General features: G+C 65.6%; 12 protein-coding genes (1 of these 12 only partly in view). 5 read left to right on the top strand and 7 right to left on the bottom strand.

What is annotated here, in order from left to right; translation table 11 throughout:
- Together E4K65_RS24790 and E4K65_RS24785 are read right to left on the bottom strand one after the other, a co-directional pair.
- Positions 1-852, bottom strand: partial view of a hypothetical protein gene (locus E4K65_RS24790; RefSeq protein ID WP_135176370.1) — the 5' portion only. It extends 36 nt beyond the left edge of the window; 852 of the gene's 888 nt are visible here — the first part of the coding sequence; its start codon is at positions 850-852; the stop codon falls past the left edge of the window.
- Positions 853-863: 11 nt separating this feature from the next.
- The gene (locus tag E4K65_RS24785; RefSeq protein WP_135176369.1) at positions 864-2,222 is read right to left on the bottom strand and encodes an MBOAT family O-acyltransferase; all 1,359 of its coding nucleotides are present in this window, start codon (positions 2,220-2,222) and stop codon (positions 864-866) included.
- Between the two features lie 196 nt (positions 2,223-2,418).
- Here E4K65_RS24785 and glpK point away from each other — a divergent pair, with 196 nt between their 5' ends.
- From glpK to E4K65_RS24770, 3 genes are all read left to right on the top strand, one after another.
- Positions 2,419-3,924 carry a glycerol kinase GlpK gene (gene glpK / locus E4K65_RS24780; protein ID WP_135176368.1) on the top strand — a complete coding sequence of 502 codons (1,506 nt, stop codon included), beginning with the start codon at positions 2,419-2,421 and terminating at the stop codon, positions 3,922-3,924.
- 171 nt (positions 3,925-4,095) lie between these two features.
- Positions 4,096-6,543: a penicillin acylase family protein gene (locus E4K65_RS24775; RefSeq protein WP_135176367.1), complete on the top strand. Its 2,448-nt coding sequence runs from the start codon at positions 4,096-4,098 to the stop codon at positions 6,541-6,543.
- A gap of 192 nt (positions 6,544-6,735) precedes the next feature.
- Entirely contained in the window at positions 6,736-7,329 is a 594-nt protein-coding gene (locus E4K65_RS24770) for a GNAT family N-acetyltransferase (RefSeq protein WP_135176366.1), read from the top strand.
- Positions 7,330-7,496: 167 nt separating this feature from the next.
- On the opposite strand, the gene E4K65_RS24760 is transcribed toward E4K65_RS24770, so the two are convergent.
- From E4K65_RS24760 to E4K65_RS24750, 3 genes are all read right to left on the bottom strand, one after another.
- Positions 7,497-8,651, bottom strand: coding sequence for a BBP7 family outer membrane beta-barrel protein (locus E4K65_RS24760; protein ID WP_135176364.1), 1,155 nt, complete (start codon positions 8,649-8,651; stop codon positions 7,497-7,499).
- 157 nt (positions 8,652-8,808) lie between these two features.
- Complete coding sequence (locus E4K65_RS24755; RefSeq protein WP_135176363.1) at positions 8,809-9,234, bottom strand: DUF6636 domain-containing protein; 426 nt, start codon at positions 9,232-9,234, stop codon at positions 8,809-8,811.
- A gap of 12 nt (positions 9,235-9,246) precedes the next feature.
- Entirely contained in the window at positions 9,247-10,194 is a 948-nt protein-coding gene (locus E4K65_RS24750; protein WP_430649035.1) for a threonine/serine dehydratase, read from the bottom strand.
- A gap of 63 nt (positions 10,195-10,257) precedes the next feature.
- On the opposite strand from E4K65_RS24750, the gene E4K65_RS24745 reads away from it, so the two are divergent.
- Positions 10,258-10,560 carry an ArsR/SmtB family transcription factor gene (locus E4K65_RS24745; RefSeq protein WP_025576453.1) on the top strand — a complete coding sequence of 101 codons (303 nt, stop codon included), beginning with the start codon at positions 10,258-10,260 and terminating at the stop codon, positions 10,558-10,560.
- A gap of 149 nt (positions 10,561-10,709) precedes the next feature.
- Complete coding sequence (locus tag E4K65_RS24740) at positions 10,710-11,339, top strand: glutathione S-transferase family protein (protein WP_135176361.1); 630 nt, start codon at positions 10,710-10,712, stop codon at positions 11,337-11,339.
- A 16-nt stretch (positions 11,340-11,355) separates the two neighbouring features.
- Here the strand turns inward: E4K65_RS24740 and E4K65_RS24735 are convergent, their stop codons facing one another.
- Positions 11,356-12,360: a DUF3592 domain-containing protein gene (locus E4K65_RS24735; protein WP_135176360.1), complete on the bottom strand. Its 1,005-nt coding sequence runs from the start codon at positions 12,358-12,360 to the stop codon at positions 11,356-11,358.
- Positions 12,361-12,770: 410 nt separating this feature from the next.
- Positions 12,771-16,628 carry a methionine synthase gene (metH, locus tag E4K65_RS24730; RefSeq protein ID WP_135176359.1) on the bottom strand — a complete coding sequence of 1,286 codons (3,858 nt, stop codon included), beginning with the start codon at positions 16,626-16,628 and terminating at the stop codon, positions 12,771-12,773.
- Between the last annotated feature and the right edge of the window lie 3 nt (positions 16,629-16,631).

Here is a 16,631-nt window from a genome sequence, read left to right as displayed (position 1 = left end):
CGCGCTTTCGATGGCGCGCACGACGATCAGAGCCGATCGCTCGTCGAGATGCACACCATCGGCCCAGCGCAATTCGCCCCGCGGCGGATTGATCGGTAACCACGGCGACTGATCCGGAAAAGCCGCCTGGACGATCGCCTTGCTCATGGTGACGAGGCGGGAGTCCTCGATCCCGGCCTCGAACGGAATCTCGATCAGGAAGGCACGGGATCCGCGCCGCTGGACCTCGTCGATCAGCTCGCTGACGCGCGCGACATTGGCGCGCACCGGCCCCGTCGGCTCCCCTTCATTCATCTGTCGCAGCGCCAGGTCGAGATAGGCCTTGTTGTCGAACGTGCTCGGCGGTTCCCTGAGCAGGCGATCCTGTTCGGCGCGAGCCTGCGCGGCATTGGGCGGCGCGTGATTCCACGTCTCGTGGACCGCAACCGCCGCGCGCACGGGACGCAGGAACGGCGCTTCCGCGCGCGTGCGACCGGAGAATTGTCCGATCAGCTCGCTGTCGGGCTCGCGCGACAGGATGTTCGTCTCGATCAGGATGATCTTCGGCAAGCTCGCCTGTTTCGCGAGGATCTCGAGGACGGTCACCGGCGAGCCTCCGGCCAGCGCAAGATTGCGGAAACGGGGAAGCGAGAAATATTCCTCCTTGAGCCGCCAGGCGACCGAGCTGCCGACCAGCACGATGTCCGGAACCGGCTCTCTCAGATAGCGGTGGAGGGTGATGAGGCTGCCGTCGCGGGTCGTGACGGACGGCTGCTGGAGCGCGGAGCCGAACCGCGCCGTGGCAAGACCGCAGACCAGCAGCAGCGCCACGGCTGCACCCGCACATCTGATCAACCATGGAAGTCCGGACATCTGTGCCATCATCAGAACTGGAAATAGATGAAGGCGGCCTCTGGCCCCGCCTCGAGATAGGCCAACGCCGCGAGCGCGCCATAGAGATACGGCTCCCATCGCCGCAACCTGCCACTGGCGAGCGCGCCGAGGCCGAGATGCTGGATGAGAACGGGGAGGGCGTAGAGCAGAGCCATGTTGCGAAACAGTTTTGTCGGATTGGGATTGTCCGTCGGCGTGAACATGCCTGCGAGGTAGCCGAGCGCGTGATCGAAGTTCGGCAGCTTGAAGAAGATCCAGAGCATCGTCACGCAGAAGAAGACGACGCCCATGCGGGCGCCGCGCACGACAGGGCCGGCTTCGCCCAGCACCTTCAGAAACGGCCGCTCGACGACGAGCAGGAGGCCGTGCAGCATGCCCCACAATGCGTAGCTCAGGCTCGCGCCGTGCCAGAGGCCGCCAAGCGTCATCACGATCATCAGATTGAGGCAGGTTCTGGCCGGTCCCTTCCTGTTGCCGCCGAGCGGGATGTAGAGATAGGTCCTGAGCCAGCTGGACAACGAGATATGCCAGCGCGTCCAGAACTCGGAGAACGAAGCCGAGATGTAGGGCAGGTCGAAGTTGACCGGCAGGCGGTAGCCGAACAGCAGCCCGAGGCCGAGCGCGATTGCCGAATAGCCGAAGAAGTCGGCATAGATCTGGTAGCTGTACAGGAACACGAGCAGCCAGCGGTCCTGCGTGGCCACCGTCTCATAGAGCGGATAGTCCATGTAGGACGTCATCTCGTTGAGATTGTTGGCGACGTAGAGCTTGAAGAAGAAGCCAGTCAGGATCCATTTGGCGGCTTCCGCGAAATCGACGTTGGCGAGCTGTTTGGGGACGATCTGCGGCATGAACTGGCCCGCGCGCGTGATCGGTCCGGACACGAGCTGCGGAAAGAAGATGATGTAGAGGAAGACGTCGCGCAGTGGCGGCGGCCGCTTCTCGCGCGTGAGGTCGACCAGAAGGCTGATGTTGTGGAACACGAAGAAGGAGATGCCGATTGGCAGCGGCAGCCGCAACAGGAAATCCAGCGGCGCGAAGCCGATCGGGTAAGCCGTGGACGCATCGACGAGCAGGAATTTGTATTTGAAGAACGCCAGCAACGCGAGATTGAAGACGATTCCAGCCGGCATCCAGATCGCGCGGTTGTCGAAGGCCAGCACCAGGCAGAGATGGGTCCCGAGCACGGCGAGGAGCAGCAGCGGCAGTAGCGCCGGCTGGCCCGAGCTATAGAACACCAGGCTCGCGAGCACCAGCAGCTGGACCTGGAAGCGGCGCAAAGGCGGCAGATAATAGGCGCCGAACACGATCGCGACGAAGAGGCCAAACTGAAGGGAAGTGAATGTCATGTCGCCCCGATTTACCCGGCCCGGCATGTATCATCTTCGCTCCCGCCGTCCTAGCCTCCCGGCTCGCCCGGGCGGTGCACCGTCAACCGCCTCGGCGGGCGTGGCGGCCTTGACCTTCCCGCCCTAATCCGCTCCTTTTGGCCCGACACACTGACCGCCTCCAGGGAAACGCCAAGAAAACGCCAAGGTAGCTACCATGTCTTTCGTTCTCGCCATCGACCAGGGCACCACCTCCTCGCGCGCCATCGTCTTCCGCAGCGACATCTCGATTGCCGCGCGCGCGCAACAGGAGTTTCCGCAGCATTTTCCGGCCTCGGGCTGGGTCGAGCATGAGCCGGAGGACATCTGGACCTCGACCGTGATGGTCTGCCGCGACGCGATCGAGCAGGCCGGCATCACCGCAAAGGACATCGCCGCGATCGGCATCACCAACCAGCGCGAGACCACCGTGGTGTGGGACCGCGCCACCGGGCAGGCCGTGCACCGCGCCATCGTCTGGCAGGACCGCCGCACCGCCGACATCTGCGCCAAGCTGAAAGCCGACGGCCGCGAGCCTGTCATCTCGCAGAAGACCGGCCTGATCATCGATCCCTATTTCTCCGGCACCAAGGTCGCCTGGATCCTCGACCACGTCCCCGGCGCGCGGGCGCGCGCCGCGCGCGGCGAATTGATGTTCGGCACCATCGACTGCTACCTGCTCTGGCGCCTCACCGGCGGCAAGGTGCACGCCACCGACGCCACCAACGCCTCGCGCACGCTGCTGTTCAACATCCACACCGGCCAATGGGACGACGAGCTGCTCGAGATCATCGGCGTGCCGCGTTCGATGCTGCCCGAGGTGAAGGATTCCTCCGCCCGCTTCGGCGAGAGCGTGCCGGATCTATTCGGCGGCGCGATCGCGATCTCCGGCATCGCCGGCGACCAGCAGGCCGCGACCATCGGCCAGGCCTGCTTCCGCCCGGGCATGATGAAGTCCACCTACGGCACCGGCTGCTTCGCGCTGCTCAACACCGGCACCACGCCCGTGGTGTCGAAGAACAAGCTGCTCACCACCGTCGCCTATCAGCTCGCGGGAAAACGCACCTACGCGCTCGAAGGCTCGATCTTCGTTGCCGGCAGCGCGGTGCAGTGGCTCCGCGACGGCCTCGGCATCATCAAGCACGCCGCCGAGACCGGACCTCTTGCTGATCAGTCGGACTCCATGCAGAGCGTCTACCTCGTGCCGGCCTTCGTCGGCATGGGCGCGCCCTACTGGAACCCGCGCGTGCGCGGCGCCCTGTTCGGCCTCACCCGCAACACCGGGCCTGCCGAGCTCGCCCACGCCGCGCTGGAGAGCGTTTGTTATCAGACCTTCGACCTCTGGGCCGCGATGCGCGCCGACTGGCCGAGCTCGGAAACCGCCAGCGTCGTGCTGCGCGTCGACGGCGGCATGACCGCGTCCGACTGGACCATGCAGCGCCTCGCCGATCTCCTCGACGCGCCGGTCGATCGCCCCGTGATCCAGGAGACCACGGCGCTGGGCGCCGCCTATCTCGCCGGCCTCCAGGCCGGCGTCTATCCCGAGCCGACCAAATTCGCCGACAATTGGCGCCTCGAGCACCGTTTCAAGCCGAACATGAGCGAGGCGACGCGCGAGCGGAAGCTCGCGGGCTGGGCGCGCGCCGTGAAGGGCGTGCTGGCGAGCGACGAGGGGGAAGGTTAGGCGGATTTCGTAGCCCGGATGGAGCGCTGTCCGCCGTAGCTCGAAGAGCGAAGGCGGAAGCGCAATCCGGGGTTTTCTCATTCGCTGATCGATCCCGGATTACGCTTCGCTCCATCCGGGCTACGGGGCTTCACCAAGCAAGCGCCCAAAGAACAACAACGGGATAAGACAATGAACACGGATTTCAACCGGGTCATCCAAAAACTCTGTGGCGCAGCGATCTGCGCCGCGCTGCTCACCTCGACCACAATGGCGCGCGAGAAGGCGAATCCGCTCGGAAGCGCGCGGCAGCTCAAGACCGACGTCGCCGGTCTCAATGCCCCCGCCCAGATCCTGGTTGATGTCTGGGGCATTCCCCACATCTATGCCGGCAACGAGCACGACCTGTTCTTTCTGCAGGGCTTCAACGCCGCGCGCGACCGGCTCTGGCAGATCGATCTCTGGCGCAAGCGCGGGCTCGGCCTGCTCGCAAAGGACTACGGCCCGGTCTATGCCGAGCAGGACAAGGCGCTGCGGCTGTTCCTCTATCGCGGCGACATGAACGCAGAATGGGCGGCCTACGGTCCCAAGGCGAAGACCTATGCGGACGCGTTCGTCGCCGGCGTGAACGCCTATGTCGCCGATGTGCGCGCGGGAAAACGTCCGCTGCCGATCGAGTTCAGGATCGCCGGCACCATGCCTGATCCGTGGACGGCAGACGACGTCGTCCGCATCCGCAGCCACGGCCTGACGCGCAATGTTGCCTCCGAGGTCAAACGCTCGCTGGTCGCCTGCGCGGCCGGCCTCGACGCCGATCGCTTTCGCGTCAAGCTCGAGCCGGCATGGACGACGAAAATCCCTGATGGTCTCGACCCCTGCAGCGTGCCCAAGGCCGTGCTCGCGGCCTACGATCTCGCGACGCGCCCGGTCGCCTTCGCGGCACCGAAGGACAAGCAGGCCGCGCTCACGCACGATCCCGACAAATACCTCACCGAGGCCGACCAGCAGCGCGACACCATCGGCTCCAACAACTGGGTGATCGCGGCCTCGCGCACGGCGACGGGCCGCCCGATCCTTGCCAACGATCCGCATCGCGAGCACAGCGTGCCTTCGCTGCGTTACATCGTCGGCCTCAATGCGCCGGGCCTCTCGGTGATCGGCGCCGGCGAGCCGGCGCTGCCCGGCATCTCGATCGGCCACAACGGCACCATCGCCTTCGGCCTTACGATTTTCAACGTCGACCAGGAAGACCTCTACGTCTACGAACTCAATCCGCAAAACCCAAACCAGTACCGCTACGGCAATGGCTGGGAAGACATGCGCATCGTCCACGAGACCGAGCAGGTCAAAGGCGAGGCCGATCGCGACCTCGAGCTGAAGTTCACCCGCCACGGTCCCGTCATCTTCGTCGACGATGCAAACAAGCGCGCCTTTGCCGTGCGCTCGATCTGGTTCGAGCCCGGCACCTCCGCCTATTTCGGCTCCTCCGACTACATGACCGCGAAGGACTGGAACGGCTTCCTCGCCGCCATGCGGCGCTGGGGCGCGCCGTCGGAGAACCAGGTCTATGCCGACACCCGCGGCAATATCGGCTGGGTTGCCGCCGGCAAGACGCCGCGGCGCGGCAATTTCGACGGCCTGATGCCGGTGCCGGGCGACGGCCGCTACGAGTGGCAGGGCTTCCTCTCGCTCGACGAATTGCCGAAGGCCTATCAGCCTAAGCAGGGCTTTCTCGCCACCGCCAACCAGATGAACCTGCCGGCCGACTATCCGATAGCCGAGCGCAAGGTCGGATTCGAATGGTCCGACAGCGCCCGCTGGCAACGCATCACCGAGGTGCTCGCGGCCAACAGCAAGGTGACGCTCGCCGACGCGATGGACTTGCAGAACGACGACACCGCGATGCTCGGGCGGCGCCTCGTCAAGCTGTTGCAGCCGCTCACCTCCGACGATCCCAATGTGAAGAAGGGTCTCGAGCTGCTCAAGCCATGGGACGCGCGCGATGCCGCCGACAGCGCGGCGGCCGCCGTGTTCGAGGTCTGGATCGCCAATCATCTCGGCCCAAGGCTGCTGAAGACCGCGGCTCCCAAGGCGGCGGATCTGATCGCGCCGGAGGCGTCGAGCATTTCGGCGCTCGTCGCCTATCTGGAATCTCCGGATGCGGCGCTCGGTTCCGATCCCGCTGCCGCGCGCGACCAGGTCCTGCGCGATAGCATTGGTTCCGCGGTGGCCGATGTCACGAGCAAGCTCGGGCCCGATTCATCGACCTGGCGCTGGGGCCGGCTGCACGTCGCGAAATTCGACCATGCCTTGATGCCGCTTGCCGACAAGGCGACCGCCGCGCAGCTCTCGGTCGGCCCGCTCGCCTATGGCGGCGCCGCCAATGTGCCGCGCGCGGCCACCTATCGCCGCGCCGATTACCAGCTGTTCGCCGGCGCCTCGTTCCGCATGGTGCTCGACGTCGGCAATTGGGATGCGAGCCGCACCATCAACACGCCCGGACAATCCGGCGATCCCTTCAGCGCCCACTATCGCGACCTCGCCCCGCTCTGGGCCGCAGGCCAATATGTTCCGCTGCTCTACAACCGTTCGGCCGTCGAAGCCGCGACCGCGGAAGCGATCTCGTTGACGCCGAGATGAGCGACTTGTTGGCCGGTGAGTGCCGGAAGAGCGCGGCCTGCATGGTTCGAGACGCCCGCTTAGGCGGGCTCCTCACCATGGGGGTCTAGTATCTCGCCGCGAAACGCGACCTCATCCTGAGGGCCCGCCGTAGGCGGGTGTCTCGAAGGATGCCGCAAGCGAGCTGTTCGCCATGTCTTTCTGAGAGGCCCCATGATCATCCCCGACGGCTATTCCGACATCCCCGCCGGCAAGATCGCCGCCGTCGTCACGCATCTCGAGATGACCGCACCTCCCGCGCGCCGTGACGATCCGCCCGGCGCCTGGACTCTGCGCAAGGTCGATGCGCCCCCGCTCGATTGGTATCGCGACCTCCATCGCCGCGTCGGCGAGGAGTGGCTGTGGTTCTCGCGCGCCCGCATGAACAATGCCGAGCTCGCCGCAATCATCCACGCACCGGGCGTCGAGGTCTACGCCCTGGTCGCGGATGGCCGCGACGAAGGCCTGCTGGAGCTGGACTTCCGCGAGGCCGGCCAGTGCGAGCTGGTCTACTTCGGCGTCACCGCCGGGCTGATCGGGACGGGCGCCGCCCGCTTCCTGATGAACCGCGCGCTGGAGCTCGCCTGGTCGCGCGAGCTGCACCGCGTCTGGGTGCACACATGTACCTTCGACCATCCCTCCGCCGTCGCGTTCTATCAGCGCTCCGGCTTCCACCCGTTCCGCCGCCAGATCGAGATCGCCGACGATCCGCGTCTCGACGGCACCGCGCCGCGCGACGCGGCGAGGCATGTGCCGATCATCGAGTAGTGCGCGGCTGCCTCCCCACCGTCATTGCGAGGAGCCCTTGCGACGAAGCAATCCAGACTTCCTCCGCGGAAAGATTCTGGATTGCTTTGCTTCCGCCGTCGCTCTTCGCGCTATGGCGGACAAGGCGCTTGCAATGACGGAGTATGGCGATCGCGTTCACCCCACACTCAATAATTATACCGCACGCCGAAGCTGAACCCCTGCGCGAGCAGGTTCGTCGTGTTCATCACTGGCAGAGGTCGGGTCGGGCCGGCAGGCGGTCCCGGCGGCACCAGGCTCGGATTGATGTTGGTGTCGATCAGGCCGCCGGCGCGCTGCACGCCGGTCCAGTACAGTACGTCATAGCCGACGGTCAGGCGCCAGGCGGGCGCGATCTGGTAGCCGGCCTTCAACGACAGCTCCGGTATCACGGCGAATTTGGTCTGCGAGAAATGGCCGCTGTTGCTGGCCAATGCGAGGAAGCCGCCCGGCACCGTCGTCGTGAAGCCGGCGATCGTCGAAGTCGTCGAGCCCGAAACGTCGGCCGTGTTGAGGTTTGCGCCGAGCGCGACCTTGCCGCGCCACTCCAGCGACCACGGGCCATTGCGCCAGTCACCGGTGAGACCAAGATCGAGACCGTGGAAGTTGCTGGCCGCCTTGAAATTGTCGCTCGGCGTAAACGTGCCGAAAGCGACGCTGCTCGCGGTGTCGGTGATCCACAGCGTGTCGGAGGAGCGCAGATAGCGATAGCCGATCAGCGCGTTCACGCGCTGCCCGCTCCACATGCCGATATCCTGGCGATAGAGCGCGCCGGTGCCGAAAAGACGCGATGTCTCGCTGGCGTTGACGCTGCCGGTGGAGATGCCCGGGAAACTTGCGATCAACGCGTCGGGAAGTCCCGTCAGCGCGTTGGTGAAAGGCCGCGTCAGGATTGGATAGGCGCTGGAACTGGCGGCAAAGCCGGTCGAGGCGTTCGCCAGTCCGAAAAACGACGTCTCGATGCCGCGGCTGCGCTGCGGGTCGAACCAGTATCCTCCAGTGATGCGTCCGCCCGAACGCCAGTCATTGTTGACGCTGGAATTGCCGAACAGCACGGTCGTGGTGGGCTGCCCGAGCACGCCGGCTACGCCGAGCGGCGTGCCGACGGGCGCAGTCGTCACCAGTGCCGGCAGCTTGTCGCCGCTCACGCTCCAGGCGAGATAGTCGGCCTCGGCCCAGAACGGATTGAAATCGACTGGCTTCGGCGGGGCTTTCAGCCGCAGGTCGGCGGCAAGAGCGCTGCCGCTCAGCGAGATCGCCGCAAATGCCACGCCAGCCGCTGCAGCGCCCAACCGCCGAGTCATTGGCCTTCCCCAAGGTTCCACGGAATGAACCATGCGACAATCTGTCCGGCAAGGTGGAGTTGTGGCAGGGAAGCAGCGAAAACGTCCGGCTGTTGCCGTTGGGCATCGCTTGTTTGCTTACGCCGCAGCAGCCTCATGCCGGCTACGTCGCGCTATTTCAAAACACCTTCTGCTCCGCCCGCGCCAGCGAGAACCCTTGTCGCATGGCGTTGAAGCACGTCAGCCCGATCTGCTCCGATCGGCATGTAAAGCCAGCGCGTTGCCACGCCTCGCCATAGGCGCGCACCGGCAGCGATGGGTCCATCACCGTGTCGCCGGCGCAGATGCGGTTGGCGCTGCCCTTCGCGCTCATCTCGAAGGCGTGGCCGTAATCGAGCTCGCAATCGGCAGGCCGGTGCGGGCGCGCCTCCATGTTCACGATGTCGCAGCGGAGCACGCCCTGTCCGTTATCGGCAAAGAACTGGCAGGCGCTGTTTTTCGACGGCGTCAGGAAGCCGATAGGGCGGTCCTGTGCATGCGCGCCGGCGGCTCCGATCAACGCAAGCAGGGTCGATGCCAGGATGACGGCGCGGGGCCCGATCATGCAATTTTGAGACTAGCTGTCGAACTTGACCGCCGTGGTGTTGGCGCCGCAGACCAGTACTGCGACGCGTTCGCCGGGCAAGGGACGATAGCGGCCGGACAGCAGTGCGGCAAAGGCGGCCGCGCCGCCGGGCTCGGCCACGAGACGCAGGCTCGACCATAAAGCTGCCTGGGCCTGCCGGATCGCCTCGTCGCTGACCAGGACGACCCGCTCGACATGGGCCCGCGCGATCGGGAACATCAATTCACCGACGCGCCGCGGCGCAAGGCTGTCGGCGGCGATGCCCCCGGCCGGCGCATCGACCGGAGCTCCCGCCGCGATGGCGGCGTGCAGGGTCGGCGATTGCTCGGGCTCGACCGCGACGATGCGCGTCTGGCCTTTGTACCATGCGGCAATGCCGCCGATCAGCCCGCCGCCGCCGACCGCCACCAGCAGCGTATCGATGCTGGGCGCGTCCTGCTCCAGCTCAAGTCCGACGCTGCCCTGGCCGAGCAGGGTCTCGGCCTGGTCGTAGGCATGAACTGCCATTGCACCGGTCCGTGCAACATGCGCTTCGCTCGCGGCGAGCGCATCGGCGTAGCGGCTGCCCGCGATCACGAGTTTCGCATCATACCCCTTGATCCGCTCGGCCTTGGCTGGCGAGGTGATATCGGGCACGAAGATCGTGGCGGGAATGCCGAGCCGCTGCGCCGCATAGGCGACCGCCGCCCCGTGATTGCCGCCGGATGCGGCGACCACGCCGGCTTGCGGCACCGGCCGCAGCAGCAGATTGGCAAATGCGCCCCGCGCCTTGAACGATCCGGAATGCTGCAGCATCTCGAGCTTGAACGTGATGGGCGCCGCCGGCAGGCCGAAATCGGCGAGATCGGCCACAATGAGGGGCGTGCGCCTTACGTGCGGACGAATGACGGCCTCGGTCGCCGCAATCCGCTCCCGCGTGATGTCCGTCGTTGCTGTCATGACGCCGTCCTTGATAGCCCATCGGAGAGTTGACATCAATTAGGTAATTAGCAAAATGACTAAATGAAGTTCACTGTCGCGCTGCGCGCGCTGGCCAACGAACGCCGCCTGCAGATTCTGGACTGGCTGCGGGATCCGCGGAGGCATTTTCGCGAGCAGGCCGATGGCGACTTGGTCGAGGACGGCGTCTGCGGATTGCTGATCGCCGAGAAGCTCGGCGTCAGCGCACCGACCGTGAGCGAGCACATGCGGGTACTGACGGCCGCAAAGCTGGTGCGCGCCAAGCGGATCAAGCAGTGGACGATGTACAAGCGCAACGAAACCGCGATCGCCGCCATCAAGCGCTCGATCCAGGACGGCCTTTGATCGCACAGCGCGCACCTTGCGCGTGATGTTGCAGGTGCCGTTGCAACCGGCGCAATGCTCCATTTCCATATTCTTTCTTGCGCCGCGCCGATCTGGTCGTGGAAACTGACCGGCCCCGCCGTGTCCCGCCAATGAGAAGAGCGAGAACCATGTTCCTGATCGGCCAATATGATTCCCCCTTCGTCCGTCGCGTCGCGATTGCGCTGCGGCTTTACGGGCTCGCCTTCGAGCACAGGCCGTGGTCCACCTTCGGCGATGCCGACAAGATCGCGCCCTATAATCCGCTGCGCCGCGTCCCGACCCTGGTGCTCGACGACGGCGAGGCGCTGATCGAGAGCACGATCATCCTGGATTATCTCGACGAACTGGTCGGCGAGGGGAAGGCGATGCTGCCGCGCAGCGGCGCCGAGCGGCGCAAGCACCTGCGCATCTGCGCGCTTGCCTCCGGTCTCGGCGACAAGGCCGTGAGCCTGCTCTATGAGCGGGTGCTGCGGAAGGAGCAGCTTGCGCTGTGGGTCGAGCGCTGCCAGGCGCAGATCGGCGACGTGCTCGGCGTGCTCGACGCCGAGCGCGCCAAGGTAACGACGCCATACTGGCTGGGTGATCGCATTGGCCATGCCGATATCGCGGTGGCCTGCGTCGTGCGCTTCACCCGCGAAGCGCATCCGCTTCTGCTCGACGCGGCGCGCTATCTGGCGCTCGCGGCGCATGCCGACCGCTGCGAGGCGCTGGCGCCGTTCAAGGAGATCGTGCAGCCGCTGGCGCCGCCGAAAGGGTGAGCGGCATCAAGCGCCTCTATGCGAACCCGATCTTGATCAGGATTGTCAGGAAAAGGCCTCCGACGACCGCGCAGACCGCGGCACCGATCAGCGGCCCCAGCGCGCCTTCCCGGCTCGCAGGCTCCAGCACCGCATGTCCCGGTCGTTCCGGATCGTAGTAAACTTTGACGTTCTGCCCGGGACGATATTTCGCTGCGGCCTTTTCGGCGACCTCGCGCAGCCCGGAGATCATGGTGCCGCCCCAATCGACTTCGGTGCCGATGAAGTCGCGCTTGTCGACCCTGTAGGCGTAGCGCAGGTCGACCTGATAGCGGTGCTGGAGCTTGCTGGACCGGGACTTGTCATCGTCGCTCTTCTCCTCGATGATTTCCTCGATCACGTCGCAACGGGTGACCCTGCCAGCCGCGGTCGGCCAGCGCAGGCTGGCGCTCGCCAGCCGGCGCGTCCGGACATACTCTGCGACGCAGAACACGCCGCCCACGAGCACGATGATCGGCAACGCGAACGCGAACAGCGGAACGCCCTTGTTGGTGTAGAGCACGTGACCCGCGAGCGAATGTGCGGTGAGGGTGGCGGCAATGCAGCCGAACACGATGGTGAACGCCACCAGTGCCGCGACGTTCTGCGCGGCAGCAGGTTCGAGCAACGCCTCGGTCGGTTGCCTCGGATCGACGTGGACGTCGACATGCGCCCCGACCGGATATCGTCCGATCAGTTTTGCGGCCAGTACCCTCGTCGTGATGACGGAGCCGCCGACAAAGACCTTGTCGCTTTCCAGCTCCTGGCCGCCGGCCTGATAGCGATAGCGGATGATAGGCTTGGCGTCGTTCCGATCGTCCGAGGCGTGCGTCGCCGGCTGATCGACCCTGGAGACCGTGATGATGCCCTCCACCTTGTCCCAGCTCCGCGCGGCCTGCATCCGGCCCCGCATGCGGACCAGATTGAACAGCATCAATCCAAACAGCAGCACCGAGATGCCGGCGGCAATCTGCGTCCACATCAATTGTTGGGCGTTCAGCATCCGATTCCCTGCTTTTCGGCGGCGATCGCCATTGGTCGCGGCGAGCGCGCCTTGCGTTCACGGCGCTGCCGACCGCGCCGCGACAAATGCGAAGCCGTGCCTGCTGTCTGTGAGTTGGCCAGAGCGTTCTCTGCCCTCGAGCGCAGCGAGAGAGTTCGTGCAGCCGCTGGCGCCGCCGAAGGGGGCAGGCCCCTCCGTCATTCCGGGCTCGCGCTTCGCGCGCCCCGGAATGACGGCGCGATAAGCGAGACGGACGGTACCAGCCGGGCGCGGCAGCCGATCATGCATTGATACAGGTGTTTTGCCCGACGCCGCAAGTCGTTTCGGTGGAACCGAAATTCCTCAAGTCTTTCAACCCCACTTCTACTGTACATGGGGTTGTTTTCTCATATTTTGCTTTGGGGGCGCGCCTAGCCCGCCCCCGCGCGCTTCTTCTGCCAGACGAGGTGCACCGCGCAGGTGCAGCCCGGCGGATGCGAGGCGAGATCCTTTGACGTCTCGTCGTTCGCCGGCGTCGCCGCGAAGGCCTTGTCGGTCGCCTCTCGCGCCGGGATGTAGTTCAGCACCGGTGCGAGCCAGCGCTCGGTCTCCGCGACCGTCATGCCCTTGCGCGCGGCATAATCCTCGACCTGGTCGCGCTCGATCTTGCCGACGCCGAAATAGTAGCTCTCGGGGCTGGCGAAATAGAGCCCGGAGACGCTCGAGCCCGGCCACATCGCAAAGCTCTCGGTCAGCTTCACGCCGGCGGTGGCTTCGGCATCGAGCAGCTCGAACAGCGTCGCCTTCTCGGTGTGATCGGGCTGCGCGGGATAGCCCGGCGCGGGGCGGATGCCCTGGTATTTCTCCAGGATCAGATCGTCGCAGGAGAGTGCTTCGTCCGGCGCGTAGGCCCAGAACTCGCGGCGCACGCGGGCATGCATGCGCTCGGCGAAGGCTTCGGCGAGGCGGTCGGCCAGCGCCTTGCACAGGATCGAGGAGTAGTCGTCGTTGGCCATCTTGAAGCGGTCGGCGACGGCATCCTCGCCGATGCCGGCCGTGACGACGAAGCCGCCGACATAATCAGGCACGCCGGTGCCGACAGGCGCGACGAAGTCGGCGAGTGCCGCGTTGAAACGGCCCTCGCGCTTTTCGAGCTGCTGGCGCAGCGTGTGCAGCGTCGCGATGCTCTTGGTCCGGCTCTCGTCGGCATACAGCACGATATCGTCGCCTACCGCATTCGCCGGCCAGAAGCCGACGGCGGCGCGCGCCCGGAACCATTTCTCCTTGACGATCAGGTCGAGCATCTTGCGCGCGTCGTCATAGAGCGAGCGCGCGACCTCGCCGACCTTGGAATCGTCGAGGATCGCGGGGAAGCGGCCGGCGAGCTCCCAGGTCTGGAAGAACGGGGTCCAGTCGATATAGGGCACGAGCTCGGCGAGGTCGTATGCGTCAAAGCTCTTGGTGCCGAGGAAGGTTGGCTTCACCGGCTTGTTTGCGGCGAAGTCGACCGGCACGCGGTTGGCGCGCGCGGCCGCGAGCTTCAGGCGCTTCTTGTCGGCCTGCGCGCGCAGATGCGCGTCGGAGATCTTGGCATATTCGGCGCGCACCTCGGCGGCATAGGCCACGCGCTTCTCCGGCGACAGCAGCGAGGAGGCGACGCCAACGGCGCGGCTGGCGTCGTTGACGTGCACGACGGGACCGGCGCGGTAGCTCGGGTCGATCTTGACCGCCGTATGCACGCGGCTCGTCGTTGCGCCGCCGATCAGCAGCGGCAGCTTGAGGCCCTCACGCTGCAATTCGCCGGCGAAGAACGCCATCTCGTCGAGCGAGGGCGTGATCAGGCCGGACAGGCCGACGATGTCGGCCTTCTCCGCCTTCACGGTCTCGACGATCTTGGCCGCCGGCACCATCACGCCGAGGTCGATGACCTCGAAATTGTTGCACTGGAGCACGATGCCGACGATGTTCTTGCCGATGTCGTGGACGTCGCCCTTGACGGTCGCGAGCACGATCTTGCCGGCGGAAGAGGAGCCTTCGGTGCCGATGCCATTGGCAAGGTTGCGCGCCTTCTCTTCCTCCATGAACGGCATCAGCCAGGCCACCGCCTGCTTCATCACGCGGGCGGACTTCACCACCTGCGGCAGGAACATCTTGCCGTCGCCGAAGAGGTCGCCGACGACGTTCATGCCGGCCATCAGCGGCCCCTCGATCACGTCGAGCGGGCGCGAAGACGCCTTGCGGGCCTCCTCGGTATCCACTTCGATGAACTCGGTGATGCCGTGCACCAGCGAATGCGACAGCCGCTTCGCCACCGGCCATTCGCGCCAGGCGAGGTCGGCTTCCTTGGTCTGGGTCTTGTTGCCACGGAATTTTTCCGCAAGCGCCAGCAGTCGCTCGGACGCGCCCGGATCGCGATTGAGGATGACGTCCTCACACACCTGGCGCAGTTCAGCATCGATGTCGTCATAGACGATCATCTGCCCGGCATTGACGATGCCCATGTCCATGCCGGCCTTGATGGCGTGATACAGGAACACCGAGTGCATGGCCTCGCGCACCGGCTCGTTGCCGCGGAACGAGAACGAGAGGTTGGACACACCACCAGAAATGTGGGCGCCCGGCAGGTTCTGGCGGATCCAGCGCGTCGCCTCGATGAAGTCGACGCCGTAATTGTTGTGCTCCTCGATGCCGGTCGCAATCGCGAAGATGTTGGGATCGAAGATGATGTCCTCGGGCGGGAAGCCGACGCGGTTCACCAGGATGTCGTAGGCGCGCTTGCAGATCTCGGTCTTGCGCGCGAACGTATCGGCCTGGCCGACTTCGTCGAAGGCCATGACCACGACAGCCGCGCCATGACGGCGGGCGATCTTGGCCTCGTGAACGAACTTCTCCTCGCCTTCCTTCATCGAGATCGAATTGACGACCGGCTTGCCCTGCACGCATTTCAGGCCGGCCTCGATCACCGAGAATTTCGAGCTGTCGACCATCACGGGGACACGGGCGATGTCGGGCTCGGCGGCGACGAGATTGAGGAACGTCACCATCGCCGCTTCGGAGTCGAGCAGGCCCTCGTCCATGTTGACGTCGATGATCTGCGCACCGTTCTCGACCTGGTCGCGCGCGACCTGCAGCGCGGCGGTGTAATCGCCGGTGGTGATCAGCTTGCGGAAGCGGGCAGAGCCGGTGACGTTGGTGCGCTCGCCGACGTTCACGAAGGGAATGGCGTCGGTCAGAATGAACGGCTCGAGGCCGGAGAGCCTCAAGCGCGGTTCGATCTCCGGCACGATACGCGGCTTGTGCGGGGCAACCGCGGCGGCGATCGCCGCGATATGGTCAGGCGTGGTGCCGCAGCAGCCGCCGACGATGTTGACCAAACCATCACGCGCGAACTCGCCGACCAGGCGGGCCATGTATTCCGGCGTCTCGTCATACTGGCCGAATTCGTTGGGCAGGCCGGCATTGGGGTAAGCGCAGACCAGCGTGTCGGCGACGCGGCCGATATCGGCGATATGGGCGCGCAGGTCTTCGGCGCCGAGCGCGCAGTTGAAGCCGATGGTGATGGGCTTGGCGTGCCGCACCGAATTCCAGAACGCTTCCGGCATCTGCCCGGAGAGCAGGCGGCCGGACTTGTCGGTAATGGTGCCCGACACCATCACCGGCATGTCGATGCCGCGCTCTTCGGTGATCTCGGCGATCGCGTAAAGCGCCGCCTTGGCGTTCAGCGTGTCGAAGATGGTCTCGACCAGCAGCAGGTCGACGCCGCCGTCGAGCATGCCGCGGATCTGCTCGCCATAGGATTTGCGCAGGTCGTCGAAGGTGACGGCGCGGTAGCCGGGGTTGGAAACGTCGGGCGAGATCGAGGCGGTGCGGTTGGTGGGGCCGATGGCGCCGGCGACGAAGCGCGGCTTGCCGTCCTCGGCTTCGACGCGCCGTGCGGCATTGCCGGCGAGGCGGGCGCCTTCGCGCGCCATCTCGTAGACGATGTCGGTGAGGTCGTAATCGGCCTGCGCGATCGAGGTCGTGGAGAAGGTGTTGGTCGCGACGATGTCGGCGCCGGCGCGCAGGTATGCGGCGTGGATGTCCTCGATCGCCTGCGGCTGGGTCAGGATCAACAGATCGTTGTTGCCGCGCAGGTCGCGATGGAAGTTCTTGAAGCGCTCGCCGCGGAACGCGGCCTCGTCGAACTGGAGGTTCTGGATCATCGTGCCCATCGCGCCGTCGAGCACGAGAATGCGCTCACGGGCGGCTTTGAGCAGTGCAGTTCGCTTGGCGGAAACGGGTACGGTCATCTT

The organism is Bradyrhizobium niftali, from assembly GCF_004571025.1.
Classification (GTDB): domain Bacteria; phylum Pseudomonadota; class Alphaproteobacteria; order Rhizobiales; family Xanthobacteraceae; genus Bradyrhizobium; species Bradyrhizobium niftali.
This window is presented reverse-complemented; position numbering and strand designations above follow the sequence as displayed.